This is a genomic window from Nocardioides sp. ChNu-153 (assembly GCF_030466625.1).
Taxonomy (GTDB): domain Bacteria; phylum Actinomycetota; class Actinomycetes; order Propionibacteriales; family Nocardioidaceae; genus Nocardioides.
Map to the genome: position 1 here is coordinate 47,313 of NZ_JADEVT010000011.1, position 19,457 is coordinate 66,769.

General features: G+C 75.3%; 16 protein-coding genes. 8 read left to right on the forward strand and 8 right to left on the reverse strand.

What is annotated here, in order from left to right; all coding sequences use genetic code 11:
• Positions 1-16: 16 nt before the first annotated feature.
• Genes INN71_RS13705 through INN71_RS13715 form a run of 3 tightly spaced genes read right to left on the reverse strand, consistent with a single transcriptional unit; the run spans position 17 to position 3,770 of the window.
• Positions 17-1,114, reverse strand: a complete 1,098-nt coding sequence (locus INN71_RS13705) for an ABC transporter permease (protein ID WP_301800821.1) — start codon at positions 1,112-1,114, stop codon at positions 17-19.
• Positions 1,114-2,181 (reverse strand): ABC transporter permease, encoded by a 1,068-nt coding sequence (locus tag INN71_RS13710; protein WP_301800823.1) that lies wholly within the window; start codon positions 2,179-2,181, stop codon positions 1,114-1,116. The genes INN71_RS13705 and INN71_RS13710 overlap by 1 nt, the downstream gene beginning before the upstream one ends.
• Positions 2,178-3,770 carry a sugar ABC transporter ATP-binding protein gene (locus INN71_RS13715; protein ID WP_301800826.1) on the reverse strand — a complete coding sequence of 531 codons (1,593 nt, stop codon included), beginning with the start codon at positions 3,768-3,770 and terminating at the stop codon, positions 2,178-2,180. The genes INN71_RS13710 and INN71_RS13715 overlap by 4 nt, the downstream gene beginning before the upstream one ends.
• A gap of 133 nt (positions 3,771-3,903) precedes the next feature.
• Between INN71_RS13715 and INN71_RS13720 the strand changes: the two genes are divergently transcribed.
• The 3 genes from INN71_RS13720 (at position 3,904) to INN71_RS13730 (ending at position 8,075) form a co-directional block, all read left to right on the forward strand.
• Positions 3,904-4,911 carry a LacI family DNA-binding transcriptional regulator gene (locus INN71_RS13720; RefSeq protein ID WP_301800828.1) on the forward strand — a complete coding sequence of 336 codons (1,008 nt, stop codon included), beginning with the start codon at positions 3,904-3,906 and terminating at the stop codon, positions 4,909-4,911.
• Between the two features lie 340 nt (positions 4,912-5,251).
• Positions 5,252-6,781: an HNH endonuclease signature motif containing protein gene (locus INN71_RS13725; protein WP_277497790.1), complete on the forward strand. Its 1,530-nt coding sequence runs from the start codon at positions 5,252-5,254 to the stop codon at positions 6,779-6,781.
• Positions 6,782-7,154: 373 nt separating this feature from the next.
• On the forward strand, positions 7,155-8,075 hold the full coding sequence (locus INN71_RS13730; RefSeq protein ID WP_277497788.1) for a M15 family metallopeptidase: 921 nt from the start codon (positions 7,155-7,157) through the stop codon (positions 8,073-8,075).
• On the opposite strand, the gene INN71_RS13735 is transcribed toward INN71_RS13730, so the two are convergent.
• Positions 8,056-9,009, reverse strand: coding sequence for a hypothetical protein (locus INN71_RS13735; protein WP_277497787.1), 954 nt, complete (start codon positions 9,007-9,009; stop codon positions 8,056-8,058). The two genes, INN71_RS13730 and INN71_RS13735, sit on opposite strands and share 20 nt — an antisense overlap.
• Before the next feature lie 129 nt (positions 9,010-9,138).
• On the opposite strand from INN71_RS13735, the gene INN71_RS13740 reads away from it, so the two are divergent.
• The 4 genes from INN71_RS13740 to INN71_RS13755 are packed head-to-tail and all read left to right on the forward strand — an operon-like array spanning position 9,139 to position 14,434.
• Positions 9,139-10,917 carry an ABC transporter ATP-binding protein gene (locus tag INN71_RS13740; RefSeq protein ID WP_277497786.1) on the forward strand — a complete coding sequence of 593 codons (1,779 nt, stop codon included), beginning with the start codon at positions 9,139-9,141 and terminating at the stop codon, positions 10,915-10,917.
• Complete coding sequence (locus tag INN71_RS13745) at positions 10,914-12,824, forward strand: ABC transporter ATP-binding protein (RefSeq protein ID WP_277497785.1); 1,911 nt, start codon at positions 10,914-10,916, stop codon at positions 12,822-12,824. Before INN71_RS13740 ends, INN71_RS13745 begins: the two co-directional genes overlap by 4 nt.
• A gap of 25 nt (positions 12,825-12,849) precedes the next feature.
• Entirely contained in the window at positions 12,850-13,797 is a 948-nt protein-coding gene (locus INN71_RS13750; RefSeq protein WP_277497784.1) for an NAD(P)H-binding protein, read from the forward strand.
• 10 nt (positions 13,798-13,807) lie between these two features.
• Positions 13,808-14,434: a CPBP family glutamic-type intramembrane protease gene (locus tag INN71_RS13755; protein WP_277497783.1), complete on the forward strand. Its 627-nt coding sequence runs from the start codon at positions 13,808-13,810 to the stop codon at positions 14,432-14,434.
• A 62-nt stretch (positions 14,435-14,496) separates the two neighbouring features.
• Here INN71_RS13755 and INN71_RS13760 read toward each other — a convergent pair whose 3' ends face one another.
• From INN71_RS13760 to INN71_RS13775, 4 genes are all read right to left on the reverse strand, one after another.
• Positions 14,497-15,435: a hypothetical protein gene (locus tag INN71_RS13760; RefSeq protein ID WP_277497782.1), complete on the reverse strand. Its 939-nt coding sequence runs from the start codon at positions 15,433-15,435 to the stop codon at positions 14,497-14,499.
• A 102-nt stretch (positions 15,436-15,537) separates the two neighbouring features.
• Positions 15,538-16,374, reverse strand: a complete 837-nt coding sequence (locus INN71_RS13765) for a hypothetical protein (protein ID WP_277497781.1) — start codon at positions 16,372-16,374, stop codon at positions 15,538-15,540.
• Positions 16,371-17,060 (reverse strand): NAD-dependent deacylase, encoded by a 690-nt coding sequence (locus INN71_RS13770; protein WP_277497779.1) that lies wholly within the window; start codon positions 17,058-17,060, stop codon positions 16,371-16,373. Before INN71_RS13770 ends, INN71_RS13765 begins: the two co-directional genes overlap by 4 nt.
• A gap of 53 nt (positions 17,061-17,113) precedes the next feature.
• A complete protein-coding gene (locus INN71_RS13775; protein ID WP_277497778.1) occupies positions 17,114-17,740 on the reverse strand; it encodes an ACT domain-containing protein in 627 nt (208 codons plus the stop codon).
• 160 nt (positions 17,741-17,900) lie between these two features.
• Between INN71_RS13775 and INN71_RS13780 the strand changes: the two genes are divergently transcribed.
• Complete coding sequence (locus tag INN71_RS13780) at positions 17,901-19,448, forward strand: polysaccharide deacetylase family protein (protein WP_277497777.1); 1,548 nt, start codon at positions 17,901-17,903, stop codon at positions 19,446-19,448.
• The last annotated feature ends 9 nt before the right edge of the window (positions 19,449-19,457 follow it).

Sequence of the window (19,457 nt, forward strand, 5' to 3'; positions counted from 1 at the left end):
TCGATGTGCGACGAGATCACGCGGATGGGCGCCGTCCGAGGCGGCCGAGCGGCCCCTTCGCTCCCGTGGGCATGCGCCCCGAGGCCCACGCGAGGAAGCGGGGTGCCACGACCGACGCCACGAGCAGGAGCCCGATGACGATCGTCGTGACGTTCTCGGTCTCACCCTGCAGGCGCATGGCGCTGGAGATGACACCGATGAGCAGGACGCCGGCGACGACACCGTGGAGGGCACCGCGGCCGCCGAAGATGGAGACCCCGCCGAGGAGCACGGCGGCGATCACCTGGAGCTCCATGCCCGTGGCGGCGTCACCGCGCGCCAGGTCGTAGCGGAGCGTGTAGTAGACGCCGGCCAGGCCCGAGACGGCGCCGGCCAGCAGGAACAGGACGAGCTTGGTGCGGGCCACGTCGACGCCGCTGAAGCGCGCCGCCTCGTCGTTGAGACCGATCTCGTAGACCCCGCGGCCGAAGCCGGAGAAGTGCAGCAGGGCGGCGAAGACGACGGCCAGCACGAGGAACACCACGAGCACCTGGGGGTAGCTGGTCTCGCCGAAGCGCTCCTTGACCCGGTCGGTCCACTCCTCGGGGAAGCCCGTCTTGGCCTCGGTGCCGAGCAGGCCCACCGCGATGCCGCGGTAGAGGGCGAGCGTGCCGATCGTGACCGCCAGCGAGGGGAGCCCGACGTACCCGACGAGGAACCCGTTGAAGGCGCCGCAGAGCGCGCCGACCGCGATCGCGGCGAGGGCGGCCATCGTGAACGACAGGCCGGCGTCGGCGAACAGCACGCCGGTGAGCACGCTGGTCAGCGCGACCGTGCTCGCCACCGACAGGTCGATCTCGCCGGTGATGATGATCATGGTCATCGGCAGGGCGATGAGCAGGATCGGCATGAGGTCGAGGAACAGGTAGTAGACCGTCAGCGGGCCGTCGAAGTTCGGGACGTTGACGTTCGCCCAGACGAGCACCACGACGAGGAGCGCGATGATGGCGGTCTCGCGGGTGAGCAGCCAGCGCTGCCAGGCCGGACGGGCGTACGACGGGTACGTGCGCGCCGCGCTCGCTCCGGTGCCCGGGCCCGACGCGGTCGGGGCCTTCGTGGGGGTGGAGGCGGACATCAGCCTTCCCTCTCTTCGTCGAACTTGCGGGCCTGGCGCAGCGCGAGGATCCGGTCGAGGACGACCGCGCCGAGGATGAGGGCACCGACGACGGCGCGCTGCCAGAAGTCGGGGATGCCGAGGATCGGGAGCGCCCGGTTGATCGTCACGAGCAGGACCGCGCCGATGGCCGCGCCCCACACCGTGCCGGAGCCGCCGAAGATCGCGACGCCGCCGATGACGGCCGCGCCGACCGCCTGCAGCTCGATGCCGTTGCCGACGCCGGAGCTGACCGTGCCGTAGCGGGCGGCGTGGACGACGCCGGCCAGGCCGGCGAGGGCGCCGCAGAGCACGAAGGCGGTGAGCACGCGGGTCGGGACCTTGAGGCCGTAGAGCTTCGCGGCGTCGGGGTCGGAGCCGATGGCGTAGAGCTCGCGGCCCGAGCGGGCCGTGTGGAGGTAGTAGCCGACGAGGGCCACCACGGCGACCGCGACGATCGTCAGCAGCGGGATGGTGAGGAACGACTTGGTGCCGAGCGCCAGGAAGCCCGAGGGCATGTCGCTCGCGTTGATCCGGTCGCTGCCGGCCCAGGTCAGCATGATGCCGCGGTAGCTGTACATCGTGCCGAGCGTGATGACGAGCGCGGGCACCTGGGCGTAGGCGACCAGGACGCCGTTGATGACACCGAGGAACGCACCGAGCGCGACGCCCGCCAGCACCACGACGATGATCGGGATGCCCGGCACGTCGATGAAGAGCCGGCCGGTCAGGTACGCCGTGAGCGCCATCGTCGAGCCGACCGACAGGTCGACGCTGCGGGTGACGATGACCATCATCTGGCCCGCCGCGAGGAGCAGCAGGATGGACGGGGTCAGCAGCAGATCGCGCCAGCCGTCACCGGTCAGCAGGAAGCTGTCGTTGCGCGCCGTCGCGACGGCGATGACCGCCAGCAGGAAGATCGCCACGGCGATCTCGCGGGAGCGCAGGGCGGCGCCGAGGGCGCCCCGGGCCGCGGCGCCGCGTCCCGGCGTACCGGCACCCGGGCCGGGGGCCGAGTGGGGCTCCGGCTTGGTCAGGGTGGCGCTCATGCGCCCACCTCCTTCAGGAGGGCGTCGGGCAGGACGGGGGCGAGCTCGCCGGTGGACTCGTGGCCGGCGGTGGCGGCCTTCATGACCGCCTCCGGGGTGGCCTGCTCACGGCTGAGCTCGGCGGTGATCTCGCCCTCGCGGACGACGAGGACGCGGTCGGCCATGCCGAGCACCTCGGGCAGCTCGGAGGAGATCATGAGGATGGCGAGGCCCTGGCCGGCGAGGTCGGAGAGGAGGCGGTGCACCTCGGACTTCGTGCCGACGTCGATGCCGCGCGTGGGCTCGTCGATGATGAGCAGCTCCGGCTCGGTGGCCAGCCACTTGGCGATGACGACCTTCTGCTGGTTGCCGCCGCTCATGGTGGTCGCGGCCATGTCGAGCGCGTTGGTCTTCACCTCGAGGCGGTCGGCCCAGGGGGCGACGGCCTTGTTCTCGGCGGCGGTGGTGAGCAGGCCCAGCTTGTCGAGCTTCGTGCGGATGACCGCGGCGACGTTGTGGGCCACCGAGTTGTCCACGACGAGGCCCTGCTTGCGGCGGTCCTCGGGGACGAAGGCCATGCCGGCGGCGATCGCGGCGCGGGGGCGGCGGGGCTTGACCGCCTTGCCGTGCATCCGCACCGAGCCGGCGTCGTAGCGGTCGACGCCGAAGACGGCGCGCGCGATCTCGCTGCGCCCGGCGCCGACGAGGCCGGCCAGGCCGACGATCTCGCCCGCGCGGACCTCGAAGGAGATGTCACGGAAGGTGCCGGCGGAGCTGAGGCCCTCGACCTGCAGGACCGGCTCGCCGATGGTGGCGGGCTGCTTCGGGAAGAGCTCCCCGACCTCGCGGCCGACCATCATCTCGACGATCGCGTCGGGCGTGGTGGAGGCGATGGCGGTGGTCGCGACGTACTCGCCGTCCCGCATGACCGTCACCTGGTCGCAGAGGGCGAAGACCTCCTCGAACCGGTGGGAGATGAACACGAGGCCGCGGCCCTCGTCGCGCAGGCTCCGGGCCACGGCGAAGAGGCGCTCGACCTCGACGCCGGAGAGCGCGGCGGTCGGCTCGTCCATGATGAGGAGGCGGGCGTCGAGCGAGATGGCCTTGGCGATCTCGATGATCTGCTGGTCGGCGATCGAGAGGCCGAGCGCGGGGCGCTTCGGGTCGATGTCGACACCGAGGCGCGCGAAGATCGAGCGGGTCTCGGCGAGCATCGCGGCCCGGTCGATGCGGCGGCCGCGGCCCAGGGGCTGGCGGCCCATGAAGATGTTCTCCGTGACCGAGAGGTCGGGGAACAGCGTGGGCTCCTGGTAGATGACGGCGATGCCGGCCGCCTTCGACTCCGCGGTCGACGTGAAGTCGACGTCGCGGCCCTCGAAGCGCAGCGTGCCGCCGTCGCGGCGGTGGACGCCGGCGACGATCTTGATCAGCGTCGACTTGCCTGCGCCGTTCTCCCCCACCAGGGCGTGGATCGACCCGGGGTGCACGGTGATGGTGCCCGACCGCAGCGCGGCGACGGGACCGAAGGACTTCCGCACGTCGGCCATCTCGAGCACCGGGGTCGCCGGTGTCGAGGCCGGCGCGGACGCCTTCGTCAGGGGGTCAGGCATGGGACCTGCTTCCTCGTTCGGGGGAACTGCCGCTCGGTCTTAAATCGTTTCAATATGAGCGGCGTCACGCACGCTATGACGGCAGTCACGACACTGTCAACCAATTCCGTTGAATCGTGTTAACGTCCGCGACATGCCCGAGGCCCAGGTGCGCGACGTCGCCCGCCTCGCCGGCGTCTCCCCCGGGACCGTCTCCAACGCGCTCAACCACCCGGAGAAGGTCTCGCCCGCCACGCGCGAGCGCATCCTCTCCGCGATCAGCGAGCTGGGCTTCGTCCCGAACGACGCGGCCCGCCAGCTGCGGCGCGGCACCAACGCGAGCATCGGCATGATCGTGCTCGACATCGCGAACCCCTTCTTCACCGCCGTCGCCCACGGCGTCGAGCAGCGCCTCGCCGAGGTCGGGCGCCCCCTCGTGCTGGCCAACAGCGGGCAGAACCACGAGCGGGAGGTCGCCTACCTCGACCTGTTCGCCGAGCAGCGCCTCTCCGGCGTGCTCGTCACGCCGGCCGGCCAGGTGCTCGACCGGCTGCGGCGCCTGCGCGACCGCGGCACCGCGATCGTCGTCGTCGACCGCAAGACCGGCGCCCGCGAGTTCTCCTCGGTCTCCGTCGACGACTCCCTCGGCGGGCGCCTCGCGACGCAGCACCTCCTCGAGATCGGCCGCCGCCGCATCGCCTTCATCGGCGGCCCCGAGGACCTCAGCCAGATCGAGCACCGCCTCGGCGCCGCACGCACCGCCGTCGAGGAGCACGGGTCCGGCGAGATCGTGCACCTCGACGTACCCACCCTCGACGTCGAGGCGGGCCGCACCGGCGCCCGCGAGCTGCTCGACCTCCCCGCCGCCCGCCGGCCCGACGCGATCTTCGCGGCCAACGACCTCATCGCCCTCGGCGTGCTGCAGACGCTGACGCTGCGCGGCGTGCGGGTGCCGGACGACATCGCGCTCGTCGGCTACGACGACATCGACTTCGCCGCCGCCGCGGCCATCCCCCTGACCTCCGTGCGCCAGCCCGCCGTCGCCATGGGCGAGGCCGCCACGACGCGGCTCCTCGACGTCATCGCCGACCCCGCCGGGTCACAGGTCGAGCACATCGTGCTCGAGCCCGAGCTCGTCGTGCGCCGCTCCACCGTCGCCTGAGGGGTACGGCGGGCCGCGGGGCGGGTGCGGCTGTTGCCGATCGCCCCGGGGCACCGATCGCGGCGGGGCACCGATCGCGGCGGGGCACCGATCGCGGCGAACGCGGCCGGATCGGGGCCCAGGGGCGGTCCGTCGGGGGCGATCGCCGCGATCCGTGCTGGTGGGCGACTCGGCGGCCGCGCACCGGTGGTTGAGGTGGCCGCCCCGGCGGCCCTCGAAACCACCTCGGGAGCGGCCGCCGGCTGGCGCTCCGAGGACACGCGAGATCGCTGATTCTCTTCTCCCCAGCCCGCCGCGCTCCCGGCCGAGACTGTCGGTGGCCACCTCTAGCGTTGTCGGTATGAACCACCCGAGCACCGCCGTCGTCGAGGGCCCTCCGGCCGTCGACACGACGGCGCTGCTCGCGACCGCTCGAGCCGCTTCGGCGACCCAGATGGCCGCCGAGGTAACGGCGTTCGTGGCGGTCGCTGACTGGGCCGAGGCCCACACCGACGGGGTGGTGGGTGACCCCATCGGGCCGCTCGGGCTCCGGCACGAAGACCCCAGCTCAGTACCGGGTGGCGACCGGTTCCTCGAGCTCGGCGGCCCGGGCGCACCCATGGTCTCCGAGTTCTGCCTCTACGAGATCTCCGCGGCCCTCGGCCGCTCCGTCACCTCCGGTCGGCCGTTGGTCGGTGACGCGGTCGAGCTGCGCCACCGCCTCCCGCGGCTGTGGGCCCGGGTCCTCGCCGGCGCCGACCCGGCCACGCAGAAGCGCGCGCTGCCGGTGTGGCGGGCCCGCAAGATCGCCGCTCTCACCCGGACACTGACTGCCGAGGCGGCCGACTTCGTGGACCGCAACCTCGCCCCCGTCGCGCACCGCGCCACGATGCCGACCGTCGAACGGCTCGTCGCCGAAGCGGTAGCGCGCTTCGACCCCGAGAACGCCGAGCTCGACCGCGCCGATGCGGACGAGGCCCGGTACTTCACCATCGAGACCACCCCGGTCGACACCGCCTCGCCCTGGAGCGGGGTCGTGCCCGTGCACGGCACCCTCGACATCGCCGACGCCCTCGACCTGGACAACGCCGTTCAACGAGTGGCTGCCGACCTCGCCGCCGCGGGCTGCGACGCCGACCTCGACGTCCGCCGTTCGATGGCGGTGGGTGAGCTCGCCCGCCGCCAGACCGCACTTGACCTGTACGGCGTCATTGACGACGCCGGCGACGCCGGCGGACGTGCAGCCTCGACGCGCACCCCGGCCCGGAAGGTCGTGCTCTACGTCCACCTCAGCGACGCCGCCATCGCTGGGAACCGCTCCGCCGACGACTTGGCGGCGGGGCCCGGCGTCGATACCGCGACCGGTGGCGTCGGGATCGACCTGGCCCGCCTCGAGAACACCCGGGACCTCATCACCGCCGACCAGGTCCGCGACTGGTGCCACACCCCGGGCACGACGATCACCGTCAAGCCCGTCATCGACCTGAACGAGCACGTGGCGGTGGACGCGTACGAGATCCCCGACCGCATCGCCGAACGGGTCCGGCTCGACCGGGCCACCTGCGCCTTCCCCTACTGCGGCCGACCAGCCAGGGGCCTCGATCTCGACCACATCCAGCCCTACCGGTGGGAAGCAGCACCCGGCGCCGGACAGACCTCCACCAGCAACCTGGCGCCACTGTGCCGCGGCGAACACCGCGCCAAGACCCACCCGTCGCCGACGGGGGTCAGCCCACCGGAGAACGAACCGACGGGCATCGACCCGCCCGGCACCGGTCCGCCCGACCGGCGATGGCATTACCGCCGAGACCTGCTCGGCACCTACATCTGGACCAGTCCGCACGGGTTGCAGTACGCCGTCGACTCGACCGGCACCACACCGCTGAACTAGTCCCGTCACCAGCGCCGACCCCGCCACCCAGCACCACGTGGCGGGGCCACCGGCATGTCCCGGCGTGGTTTCGAGGGCCGCCGGGGCGGCCACCTCAACCACCGGACGACCCCCACCAGCGGCATGTCCCGGCGTGGTTTCGAGGGCCGCCGGGGCGGCCACCTCAACCACCGGACGACCCCCACCACCGGCATGTCCCGGCGTGGTTTCGAGGGGTGCTAGCGCACCCACCTCAACCACCGGGACGCGCCCGCCGCCTCGACCACCAGGACGCCGCCACGTCGACCACCGCCGTACCCGCCCGGCCACCTCGACCGCCGCCGTACCCACGCACGTGCCGCCGCGGCGGGTGGGCACGTCGTACGGTCGTCGGGTGGGTCGACGTCTCCGTTCTGCGACGGTCACCGTCGTGACGACGGCGCTGCTGCTCGCGGCGTGTGCGGGCGCGCCCGACGACCCGGAGCCCGCGGAAACGCCGCGCGCCGCGGCCCCGACGGCGGCCGCGCCCGCAACCACCCAGCCGGCGACCACGACCGCCGCCCCCGCACCCGCACCCGCACCCGCACCCGCACCCGGTACGCAACCACCCGCGTGGCTCGGCACGCGCGTGCTGCCCGTGCGCTCGGACGGGTCGGTCGCGCCGCAGCCCACCCCGCCGGAGCTGGACCCGCGGCGCTTCACGCTGCCGGACGAGCTGGCGCCGCTGCCGGGGGACGGCTACGCGGCGGAGGTCACCTCACCGGCACCCGCCGACGTCCTGGCGCGGTCGACGTGGCGGCCGGGCTGCCCGGTGGCGGCGCGGGAGCTGGCGTGGGTGCGTCTCACCTTCTGGGGCTTCGACGACGCCCGGCACACCGGCGAGCTGCTCGTCGCCGCGGACGTCGCGGACGACCTGGTGAAGGTGTTCCGCACGCTCTACGCGGCGCGCTTCCCGATCGAGGCGATGCGGGTCACCCCGATGGCAGCGCTCGACGCGCCACCGACGGGCGACGGGAACACGACGGAGTCGTTCGTCTGCCGCGCGACGACCGGCGAGTCCGCGTTCTCCCAGCACGCCTACGGCACGGCGGTGGACGTCAACCCGTTCCAGAACCCCTACGACAAGGGCGCGGGCGCGGCCCGGGTGGTGATCCCGGAGCTGGCGACGTCGTACACCGACCGCACCGCCGTCCGCCCCGGCATGGTGCTGCCCGACGACGCGGTCGTCCGCGCCTTCGCCGCGGTCGGCTGGGAGTGGGGCGGCGCGTGGCGGACGCTGTCCGACCCCCAGCACTTCAGCCGGAACGGGCGGTAGCCGGGCCGAGCTCGACGGTCGTGGGCAGGTCGTCGGCGCGCACGTCGACGACGAGGAGGTACGGCTCGTCGGGGTCGCACGTCGCCCCCACGTCCGGCCACTCGGGCCGCAGGTGCGTGGCGTCGGCCTCGAACTCCGCCACGACGTCGGGTGCGGGCTGCAGCGGGCCACCCGTCTCGCAGGCGGCGAGGAGCCACGCGAACCGCCGGTACGCCGGGGCTGGCGCCGCCACCGTCACCGGGCTCCACTCCGACTCCACGGTCACGGGCACCTCGACGGCCCCCTCGACCTCGCGGCCCGTCCCGACCTCCAGCCCCGTCGCCGCCTCGACCCGCGCGAGGTCGACCGGCACCTGCCGGCTCTCGACGCGCTCGACGACCACGTCCGGGAGCTCGTCGCGGGCGACCTCGGGCGCGACGTCGAGGACGTAGACCTCCCAGTCCGGCTCCGCGCAGTGGACGCCGTCGGGGTCGTCGAGCGCCTGGTGCTCGCTGCCGCGCGGAGTGGCGACACCGACGGTGCCGTCGCGCTCCCACAGGACCGGTTCGCCGACCCGCCCGCACGCGTCGTCCACGAACTGGAAACGCCGCACTCCGGGCGCGAGGTCCGGCAGGTCGGCATCGACCTCGGCGACCTCCGGCCGCGGCTCCTCCCCCGCGCGCAGCTCGAGGGGGTGGTGCCCCGGAGCCACGTCGTCGACGGGCTCGTCGACGACCAGCCGCGCCTCGACCCGGCCCTCGACCCGGCCCTCCCGGCCCTCCCCCGGCTCACCCGGGCCACCCGGCTCGCCGGCGGACGGCCCCGTCGTACCGGGCAGCCCCGACCCGCCGCCCAGCAACCGGCCGCCGTCGCACCCGGCGAGCACCGGGCCGGCCGCGGCGACCAGCAGGGCGGCGAGCACCGCCGTACGCCCGCGGGCTCGCGCGTGGGTCATCCCGCCTCCTCCTCCTGCGGCCGGTCCGCCCGGCCCTCGCGGTTGGGACGCGCGCCGCGGCCCGGCGGTTCCGTACCCCGGGCGAGCACCGGCGAACCCGCCCGCCGGCGTCGGTTAGGGTTCCCTCACGTGCGCCGCCTCCGCCTGCTCCCCGACCCGGAGAGCCCGCCGCCCCCGGTGGTCGACGCCCGGCCCGCCACCGGCGCCGCCCTCCTGCGACGCACGCTGCGCCGCCACCGCGGCCGGCTCGGCGCCGCGTTCGCCCTCATCTCCACCTGGCAGGTCTGCGAGGCACTCGTGCCCGTCGCGATCGGCCTCACGATCGACCGCGCCGTCGCCACCGGCGACCTGAGGAACCTGGCGATCGCGGCGGTCGGGCTGTGCGTGCTGTTCGCGGTGCTGAGCTTCTCCTACCGCTTCGGCTCCCAGGTCGCGTGGCGGGCGATGCAGACGGAGACCCACCGCATCCGCACCGAGGTGGCCGACCACGTGCTCGCGCCCGCCGGGGCCCGCACCGGCGCCCTGCCCGGCGAGGTCCTCTCGTTGGCCACGGCCGACGCCGACGTCGCCACCGCCGTGGTCCGCCAGGTCGCGCAGAGCTGCGCCGCGCTGTGCGGCCTCCTCGTGGCGGTCGTCCTGCTGCTCGCCATCGACCCGCTGCTGGGGCTCGTCGTGCTCGTCGGCACCCCGCTCGTGCTGCTGCTGTCCCAGTCGCTGGCGCCGCGGCTGACCCGCCGTACCGCCGTCGCGCAGGAGCGCATCGCCCGCGCGTCCGGCCTGGCCACCGACGTCGTCACCGGCCTGCGGCCCCTCAAGGGCATCGGCGGCGAGGCGGTCGCGCTGGCCCGCTACCGCGCCGCCAGCGGCGAGGCCGCCCGCGCCGGTGTGGCCACCGCCCGCTCCGAGGGCCTGCTGTACGGCGCCACCGCGGGCGCCGCGATGCTCTTCCTCGCCGTCGTGGCCCTGCTCGCCGGGCTGCGCGCCGTCGACGGCCACCTCAGCGTCGGCGAGCTCGTCGCCGTCGTCGGCCTCGCGCAGTTCCTGGCGGAGCCGCTGCAGATGTGTGCCGCGACGATCGCGGCGCTGGCCGCCTCCCGCGCCTCGGCGGACCGGCTCGTCACCTTCCTCGCCACCCCCGAGCTCGAGCTGCACGGCGAGCGGCCCGCGGGCGCGGGGACCGCCGTACGTCTCGACGACGTCCACGCCGGCCCGCTGACCGGGCTCACCCTCGAGGTCGCGCCCGGCGAGCTCGTCGCGCTCGTGGTCGACGACCCGGCGGCGTCGCGGTCCCTGCTCGAGGTGCTGCGCGCCGAGACCGTGCCGGTGCGCGGCGCGGCCACGCTGGGCGGCGTACCGCTCCACGCCCTCGACCTCGCCGAGCGCCACCGCCACCTGCTCGTCGCGGGCCACCGCGTCGACCTCTTCGAGGGCACGCTGGCCGACAACGTCGACCCGGCCGGCGCACTCGACGGCGCGCGCCGCGACGCCGTGCTCGCCGCCTCCGCGGCCGACGAGGTCGCGGCGCTCGGCCCCGACGGCCTCGCGACCCCCGTCGCCGCCCACGGCTCGAGCCTCTCGGGCGGGCAGCAGCAGCGCGTCGCGCTCGCCCGCGCGCTGGCCGCGGACCCCCCGGTGCTCGTGCTCGACGAGCCGACCACCGCGGTCGACGCCGTCACCGAGCAGCGGGTCGCCGCGGGCCTCGCGGGCCTGCGCCACCCCCGCTCCCGCAGCGGTACGGCGCACCCCGCCGACCCCGCCCGCTCGACGCTCGTCGTCACCTCGAGCCCGGCGCTGCTCGACCTCGCCGACCGCGTGCTCCACCTGCGCGAGGGCCGGGTCGCCGCCGCCGGCACCCACGCCGACCTGCTCGCCACCGACGCCACCTACCGCGACGCGGTGCTGCGATGACCGCTCCTTCTCCTACCCCGGCCCCGGCTCCGATCTCGGACCGCGCGCTGCTGCCCGTCGCTGCGCCGCGCGAGGCGGCGGCGCTGGCGTGGCGGGCGCTGGACGGGCACCGCCGCCCCCTCGTGGTCGCCGCCGTGATGTTCGCGCTCTCGGGTCTCGCGGGCCTCGTCGCGCCGGTGGTGTTCGGCCAGGTCGTCGACGCCGTCGCCGACCCCGGGGACGGCGCACGGGCCGTCGTCGGGTGGGGCGCGGCGGCGATCGCGGTAGCGGCCCTCGTCGAGCTGGTCGCCACGACCGCGTCGGTGACCTTCCTCGCCCGCGCCGGCGAGCCGGCCCTGGCGTCGCTGCGCGAGGACGTTCTCGACCGGGCCCTCGCGCTCGACCACGCGGTCGTCGAGGGCGCCGGCGAGGGCGACCTGCTCTCCCGCGTCGGCGACGACGTGCGCGTGCTGGCCGAGGCGGTGACGACGATCCTGCCGATGCTCGTGCGCTCGGTCGTGGCGATCGCGTTCACGGCCGTCGGGTTCTTCGCGCTCGACTGGCGCCTCGGCCTCGCCGGGCTGGCCGCCCTGCCGTTCTACGCGCTCGGCCTGCGCTGGTACCTCCCCCGCTCCGGCCCCTTCTACCGCGCCGAGCGCCTCGCGAACGGCGAGCGGGCCCAGGCGCTCGTCACCGCCGTGCACGGCAGCGCGACGCTGCGCGCCCACGGCCTCGGCGAGGCCCACCGTCGCCGCGTCGAGGACGCGTCGTGGCGCTCCGCGAGCCTCACCCTGCGCGTGTGGGAGCTGCTCACCCGCTTCGGCCAGCGCACCAACCGCTCGGAGCTCATCGGGCTCCTCATCGTGCTCGGCACCGGCTTCTTCCTCGTGCGCGGCGACCTCGGCGCCCCCGTGAGCATCGGCGCCGTCACCACGGCCGCCCTGTTCTTCCACCGCCTCTTCAACCCGATCGGCGTCATCCTCTTCGTCTTCGGCGAGGTGCAGTCCGCCGGCGCCTCGCTGACCCGCGTGGCGGGCGTCGCCGGCCTGCCCGCGGCCCCCACGCCTCCCGCCGTACCCGCGCCCGGCCCCTCGGTCGGCACGCCGTCCGGCACCCCGTCCGGCACCCCGTCCGGCACCCCCGGTACGGCGACGCTCGAGCTCCGCGGCGTCGGCCACGCCTACGTGCCCGGCCGCCCGGTGCTCGCCGACGTCGACCTGGTGCTCGCGCCCGGCGAGCGGGTCGCCGTCGTCGGCACCAGCGGGGCCGGGAAGTCCACGCTGGGCCAGGTCGCCGCCGGCCGCATCGCCCCGACCCGGGGGTCCGTGCTCGTGGGCGGCACCCCCCTCGCCGACCTGCTCGCGGCCCGCGGTGGCGGCCGCCTGCCGGTCGCGCTCGTCACCCAGGAGGTGCACGTCTTCGCCGGCACGCTGCGCGACAACCTCACGCTCGCCGCCCCCGACGCCGACGACGCCCGGCTGTGGGCCGTGCTCGAGCGGCTCGGCGCCGCCGGGTGGGTGCGCGCACTGGCGGGCGGCGACGCGGGCGGCGGAAGCACGGCCGACGGGACCGCTGCGCTCGACGTCGTGGTCGGCGCCGGCGGCACGCCGCTGACACCGGCCCAGGCCCAGCTGCTCGCGCTGGCCCGCGTCGAGCTCGCCGACCCGCTCGTCGTCGTGCTCGACGAGGCCACCGCCGACGCCGGCTCGACCGGTGTGCGCGAGCTGGAGCGGGCCGCGACGACGGTGACCGACCGGCGTACGACGCTGACCATCGCCCACCGCCTCACGCAGGCGGAGGCCAGCGACCGGGTGCTCGTCATGGCCGACGGGCGGGTCGTCGAGGAGGGCACCCCGGCGCAGCTCGCGGCCGGTGACGGGCACTACGCCCGGCTCTCGGCGGCCTGGCACGCGCGCACCGCCCACTGACCACCCACCCGGCATGCTGGGGGGCGTGCCCGAGCAGAGCGAGACCTCGCCCGCGCCGCGCCTGCGCGTGCTGGTGACCGGAGCCGCCGGATTCGTCGGCCGGCGCCTGGTGCCCGCCCTCGTCGCCGACGGCCACGAGGTGCGTGCGATGACCCGCCACCCCGAGGACTACGCCGGGCAGGGCACCCCGGTCCACGGCGACGTGGACGACCCGGGCACGCTGGCCGAGCCGCTGGCCGGGGTGGACGTCGCCTACTACCTCGTCCACTCGCTCGACGCCGACGACTTCGAGGCCAAGGACGCAGCCGCCGCGCGCGCGTTCGGCCAGGCCGCCGCGGCCCACGGGGTGCGGCAGATCATCTACCTGGGCGGCCTCGGCGCCGACGGTGAGGACCTCTCGCCGCACCTGCGCTCCCGCCGCGAGGTCGAGCACCTGCTGGGCCAGAGCGGCGTGCCCGTCACCGTGCTGCGCGCCGCGATCGTCGTCGGCCACGGCGGCATCTCGTGGGAGATCACCCGCCAGCTCGTCGACAAGCTGCCCGCCATGGTCGCCCCCAGGTGGGTCAAGACCCTGACGCAGCCGATCGCCGTCGACGACGTCACCCGCTACCTCGTCGGGGTCGCGGACCGCGAGGAAGCCCTCGACCGCGTCTTCGAGATCGGCGGGCCCGACCGCCTCGACTACCTGGGGATGCTGCGCGAGGCGGCGAAGGTCATCAAGGGCCACGCGCCGCCGATCCTCCCCGTCCCCGTGCTGAGCCCCCGGCTCTCCTCGCGCTGGCTGTCGCTCGTCACCGACGTCGACACGACGACCGGCCGCAACCTCGTGGACTCGATGGGGGTGGAGGTCGTCGTCACCGACGACTCCATCCGCGAGCTCGTGCCCGGGGAGCCCCTGTCGTACGCCGAGGCCGTCCGCCGCGCGATCGCCGAGCGCGCCGCGGAGCAGGCCACCACCCCGACCGAGAGGTGACCCCGGCGCCGTGACCGCCGACCGCATGCGCACGACCGCCATCGCGACCGTCGTGGCCGGGGCCGTCGTGCTCGCCATGATGCTGCGCACCGAGCCCGGCTCGACCGCGTTCTACGTGGTCACCGTGCTGCTCGCCGCCGTGTGGGCGGGCGGCGCGCTGCTCGCCGGGCCGGTGCGGCTCGGCCGGGTGGGCCCGCCGCCGGGCCGGCCACCCGTCGTCGGACCCTTCCTGCTCGGCCTCGTGCTCGTCGGCGTCTTCGTGCTCGGCGCGCTCGTCGTGCGCGAGATCGGGCCGCTCGACGAGGCCATCCGCCGCGTCATGTCGTTCACCGGCGGCGAGGTGACCATCGGCATCCTGCTCATCACCATGGCCGCCGGCGTCGCCGAGGAGATGTTCTTCCGGGGCGTGCTCTTCGACGTGGTCGAGCGGCACCCGGTCGTGGTGACCACGGTCGTCTACGCCGTCGCCACCGCCGCGACCGGCAACGTCATGCTGGCCTTCGCGGCCCTGCTGCTCGGCGTCGTGACGGCGCTGCAGCGGCAGGCGACGCACGGCATCCTCGCGGGCGCCATCACGCACGTCACCTGGTCGGTCGGCATGCTGTTCGCGCTGCCGCCGCTCTTCCCGCCGCTGTAGCCCCCAGCAGCCCGCCGCGAGCCCGGGGTCCGACCGGGGGTCGGACCGGGGCGGGACCGGGCTCAGCCCGGGGGTGCGGTGGCCCCGTCGCCGACGGCCGCGACGAGCTCCTCGGGCGGCACGATCTCCTCGGGTGCGGGCACCTCCAGGCCGAGCGGCTCGTCCTGCTCCGAGAGCGTGTACGACGCGCTCGTCTCGCCCTCGGCGACGTCGGCGCGCAGCACGTAGGGCTCCCCGGTCGTCGCGACCCACAGCGTCACGGCCGACCCGGCGTCGTCGTCCTCCCGCTCGAGGCGCACGGCCGGCCGGCCGTCGACCTCGTCCTCCTCGCCGACGGTCCAGCCGTCCTGCTCGAAGGCCGTCGCGTCGTACGCGTCGCTGGTGAGCGCCTCGACGCCGCCGGAGCAGAGCGTGCCCAGGCTGGAGACGCCGGCGGTCTCGGAGCCGTCGATCCAGCGGTCCCCGACCAGCTCCTGCAGCGTCGCCGCGGTGGCGGCGTCCAGGCCCGAGGTCTCCCAGTAGTTCGCGCTGGGCCGGTAGAAGAACCGGTCGTCGACGCTCAGCACGGTGGCCTCGACGCCCTGGGCCTCGTAGGTGCCCTCGCACTCGCCGGCGTCGTCGACCCGCAGGTCGAGGGAGAACGCGTCCTCCCCGCCGGTGGGGGCGATGACGATGCGCACCGAGGTGAGGCCGTTCATCGCGGCGTCCACCTCGGCGCCGATCTCGCCGATCGACTTCTCGGCCACGCCGTTGTCCTCGCCGCCGCCATCGCCGTCGTCGTCGCCGCCGACCTGGGTGAGGGCCACCGCGGCGCCGGCCACGACCACCAGGGCCGCGGCGCCGCCGAGGAGCACCTTGCGGTCGGGGACCCGTCGCCGGGTCGGGCTGACCCCGCCGCGCACGAGGGTGACGCCGTCGTCGGAGGGCCGAGACACCTTCACTCGACGTGTTTCAGTGAACGTCTCTTCGACCTCGACGGTTTCCTCCGGGGGCTCAGCCACGGTTTGCTCCGATCGACCGCTCGACGTGGGCCACGTCACCTCGACGCGCCGACGGCGAACGCTACCCGCCGTTCCTGAGGGCCGCCGTACCCGTCCACGGGCTCAGCTCAGGCCGACGTCCACGGAGTCCACGACGCCGCGCTCCTCCGGCACGGGCACCTCGACCTCCGCGTCGTACTCGACCTGGTCGACCACCAGCGGCCGACCGTCGCGCAGGGTCTCGACCTGCACGTAGCGGTGCGGGGTGGTGGCACGCACCCGGGCGGTGGTGGGCCCGTGCACCGGGTCCGTCCGCGAGACCACCAGCACCGGCTCGCCGTCGAGCTCCCCCAGTCCGTCGACGCTGAGGTCGGCGTCGCCGTCGGGCGAGAAGAGGGCGCCGCCGAGCGCGTCGACGGCCGCCTGGCAGGCGAGGCCGACGTCGGTGAGGCCCGAGGCGACGTCGAGCAGCACCCACCGGTCGCCGGCGCGCTCGACGATGGCGGCGGCGTCGGCCGGGGAGTGGCCGAGGGTCTCGAGGAGGGCCTGGTCGAAGGAGGCGTGCACGTCCCCGCCGGTGCGCAGCAGCTCGACGGTGCCGTCGCCGATGCTCAGGGAGCCGGCGCAGTTCGCGTCCGCGTCGACCGCGACCCGGGCGACGACGTCGAGGCCGCGGTGGGTGGTGCGCACGCGGGCCTGCATCGTGGAGACGTCGACCATGTCGGCCAGCACCGCCGCGCCGACCGAGTCGGCGGGCAGCCGGGCGAAGCGCTCGGCCGCCGCCCGGTCGGTCGGCACGCCGGCGCCGGGGACCGGCGTACCGCTCGCGTCCCCTCGCCCGCCCCCGTCACCCGCGCCGTCGCTGCTGCACGCGGCCGTCGCGACCAGGACGACGAGCGCCGTCCCCACACCGGTACGGCGGACCCACCGCCCGCGGGCGCGCCCGGGTCGCGCGCTCATCGCCGGAGCTGCTCCTCGACCCAGACCGGCACGACCTCGCCGGCGCGGCCGTGGCGGGCCTCGTGGAACATCGAGCGGCCCTCGCTGGGCACGAGGTTGAGCTCGAGGGTGTGCGCGCCGTACGCACGGGCGACCTGCACGAACCCGGCCGCGGGGTAGACCGCGCCGGACGTGCCGATGGAGACGAACAGGTCGGCCTCGGCCAGCGCGTCCTCGATCTCCCGCATCCGGTAGGGGATCTCGCCGAACCACACCACGTCGGGGCGCAGGTCGCACTGGCCGCACCGGGGGCACGGCGGCAGGTCGGCGAGGTCCGCCAGCCACTCCGAGCGCTGGGCGCAGCTGCTGCACAGCGCGGACTTCAGCTCGCCGTGCATGTGGATGAGACGGGTGCTCCCGGCGCGCTCGTGGAGGTCGTCGATGTTCTGGGTGACGAGGAGGAAGTCGTCACCCAGGTGCTCCTCCAGCCGCGCGAGGGCGCGGTGCGCCGGGTTCGGCTCGACCGTGGCCAGCGCCTGGCGCCGGGCGTCGTAGAAGGCCTGGACCACCCCGGGCTGCATCTCGTAGGCCTCCGGGGTGGCGACGTCCTCGACGCGGTGCCCCTCCCACAGACCGTCGGAGTCCCGGAAGGTCGGGACACCCGACTCCGCGGAGATGCCCGCCCCCGTCAGCACCACGATGCGCATGACCGCATTCTCCACCCGGTCGCCGTGACCGCCGTCACCGGAGGGTCCGCGTCTCAGCCCTGGCGCGCGATCGTGCCCGCGAGCGCGACGAGGTGGCCCATGCGCGCGAGCTCGGAGTCGAGGAAGTCGGGGCCGCCGCGGCGCCCCACGACGATCTGCTCGCGCTCGCCGAGCGGGACGCCGCACAGCACGTTGATCTCGTCGCCCGGCGCCTCGAGGCGGGCCGGCCGGTCGTGCAGCGGGAACCAGGTCACGGTGCCGGGGGCCGCCCCCGTGGCGTGCACGAGGTCGGCGCTGCCGTCCCGGGCCCGGCGCGAGCGCACCGCCCAGTCGGCGCGGAACGTGATGGGCAGCAGGTCGACCAGGCGGTCGAGGGCCTCGTGGGGGTGGGCCGTCAGGTCCTCCACCGCCTCGAGGTCGAGGAAGAGGTTGCCGCCCGCCGCGTACCGGCTGATCCACACCACCCGCACGCCGTCGAGGGCGTTGCAGGCCGACACGATCGAGTCGGGCATCGCGCCGGGCGCGGTCTCGAGGAGCACGTCGTCGACCGCGGTGCCGTCGCCGCGGTGCTCGACGATCTCGATGGCCTCGATGTCGCCCCCCGCCTCGCCGATCGCGCTCGCGACACGGCCGAGCGAGCCCGGCACGTCGGGCAGCTCCACACGCAGGAGGAAGGGCATCACTCGGGCCTGTCGGTCGGGGTCGGGCGGACGCCACGATAGTGGCTGCCACCCCCGCCCACCCCCGTGTCCGGTGACCGGCCCTCCCCGTGTCCGCGGGCCCGCCCCCGGTGGCTGGCATGATGGCCGCGCTCACCACCCGACCGCAGAGCGGAGACCCATGCGCCGCCGCGCCCTCGCCGCGCTCCTCGCGACCGGCCTGATGCTGGCCGGTTGCTCCGACGACACCGCCGCCGAGCCCGACGAGCCGCACGAGCTGGCGCCGTCGCAGCCGCCGGTGGAGGACCCCGTCGTGACGGTCGACACGTACCCCGCGGTCGTGGACCCCGCCGTCCTCGAGGACGCCCCCGACGCCGGCACCCGCCTCGTCGTCGACGAGGCCGCACAGGTGGCCGTCGCCTGGCCCGACCTGGGGCTCGCCCCCGTCGACACGGTCCTCGCCGAGCGCGTGCGGGCCGGCGTGGCGGCGTACCGCACCGCCCACCCGGCCCCCGCCGCCGGCACGCCGTCGACCAGCGAGCTCAACGGCACCTGGAGCCTCGTGGGCTCGGCGCCCGACGTCGCCGGGGTGCTGCTCGACACCTCCGTGCACGCCGACGGCACGACCACCGACACCTGGGCCACGACCTGGTACGACGCGCGCGACGCCGCCGTCGTGCCCAACTCGGCGCTGCTGGCGGACCCGGCGCGCTTCGCCGACGCGGTCACGGAGGCCCTCGCCGGCCAGGACGCCGTCGACCCCGTCTCGCTGACCACCGTGCTCGCCGCCGGCGTGCCCGTGCTGGCGTTCACGGAGAACGGCGAGCTCTTCGTCGGGTTCGACGGGCACCAGCTGGCCGGGGGCCGCACGGGGCGCATCACCGTCGTGCTGCCCGTCGAGGCGACCGACGAGCTGCTGTCCCCGCTCGGCGAGCGCGCCCGCGACGCCCTCGTCGAGCCGACGCTCCCGCCCGCGCCCGACGGCGCCGTGCCGGCGCCGGGCGGCGAGGCGAGCGGCGGTACGGCGTCCGCCGAGGCCACCGGGACCACCGAGCCCACCGAGCCCACCGGGACCGGGGAGCCGGCCGAGCCCGCCGTGGACTGTGCCGTCGAGCGGTGCGTGGCCCTGACGTTCGACGACGGCCCGGGACCCGGATCGGCCGACCTGCTCGCCGCGCTCGAGGCGGTCGACGCCCCCGCCACGTTCTTCGTGGTGGGCCAGCAGGTCGCGACCTACCCCGACGCCACCGCGGCGATCGCGGCCGCCGGCCACGAGATCGGGGTCCACACCTGGGACCACAAGAACCTGACGCGGCTCGGCGGCCGCCACGTCGAGCGCGAGATCGACCGCACGGCGACCGCGATCGAGGACGCGACGGGCACCGCACCGGTGCTCTTCCGCCCGCCGTACGGCGCGACCGACCCCGGCGTGCTGGCCCGAGCCGGAGCGGCCGGCCTCGCGCAGGTGCTGTGGTCGGTCGACCCCGACGACGCGGCACCGGTCGAGCTGGGCGCGGCGGCCGACGCGGCCGAGCTCACGCGCCGGGTCCTCGATCGCAGCCGCCCCGGCGACGTCGTGCTGCTCCACGAGCAGCGGCCGGCGACGCTCGCGGCGCTGCCCGGCATCGTCGCGGGCCTGCGCGAGCGCGGCCTCGTGCCCGTCACCGTCTCCACCCTGCTCGGCACGCCCGAGCCGGGCGTCACCTACACGCAGCGCCCCACCGGCTGAGGCACAGCC

Excerpts from the sequence above, each read along its gene's own strand:
- INN71_RS13705 (WP_301800821.1), bottom strand. The coding sequence starts at position 1,114 with ATGTCCGCCTCCACCCCCACGAAGGCCCCGACCGCGTCGGGCCCGGGC.
- INN71_RS13710 (WP_301800823.1), bottom strand. The coding sequence starts at position 2,181 with ATGAGCGCCACCCTGACCAAGCCGGAGCCCCACTCGGCCCCCGGCCCG.
- INN71_RS13715 (WP_301800826.1), bottom strand. The coding sequence starts at position 3,770 with ATGCCTGACCCCCTGACGAAGGCGTCCGCGCCGGCCTCGACACCGGCG.
- INN71_RS13720 (WP_301800828.1), top strand. The coding sequence starts at position 3,904 with ATGCCCGAGGCCCAGGTGCGCGACGTCGCCCGCCTCGCCGGCGTCTCC.
- INN71_RS13725 (WP_277497790.1), top strand. The coding sequence starts at position 5,252 with ATGAACCACCCGAGCACCGCCGTCGTCGAGGGCCCTCCGGCCGTCGAC.
- INN71_RS13735 (WP_277497787.1), bottom strand. The coding sequence starts at position 9,009 with ATGACCCACGCGCGAGCCCGCGGGCGTACGGCGGTGCTCGCCGCCCTG.
- INN71_RS13745 (WP_277497785.1), top strand. The coding sequence starts at position 10,914 with ATGACCGCTCCTTCTCCTACCCCGGCCCCGGCTCCGATCTCGGACCGC.
- INN71_RS13765 (WP_277497781.1), bottom strand. The coding sequence starts at position 16,374 with ATGAGCGCGCGACCCGGGCGCGCCCGCGGGCGGTGGGTCCGCCGTACC.
- INN71_RS13770 (WP_277497779.1), bottom strand. The coding sequence starts at position 17,060 with ATGCGCATCGTGGTGCTGACGGGGGCGGGCATCTCCGCGGAGTCGGGT.
- INN71_RS13775 (WP_277497778.1), bottom strand. The coding sequence starts at position 17,740 with ATGCCCTTCCTCCTGCGTGTGGAGCTGCCCGACGTGCCGGGCTCGCTC.
- INN71_RS13780 (WP_277497777.1), top strand. The coding sequence starts at position 17,901 with ATGCGCCGCCGCGCCCTCGCCGCGCTCCTCGCGACCGGCCTGATGCTG.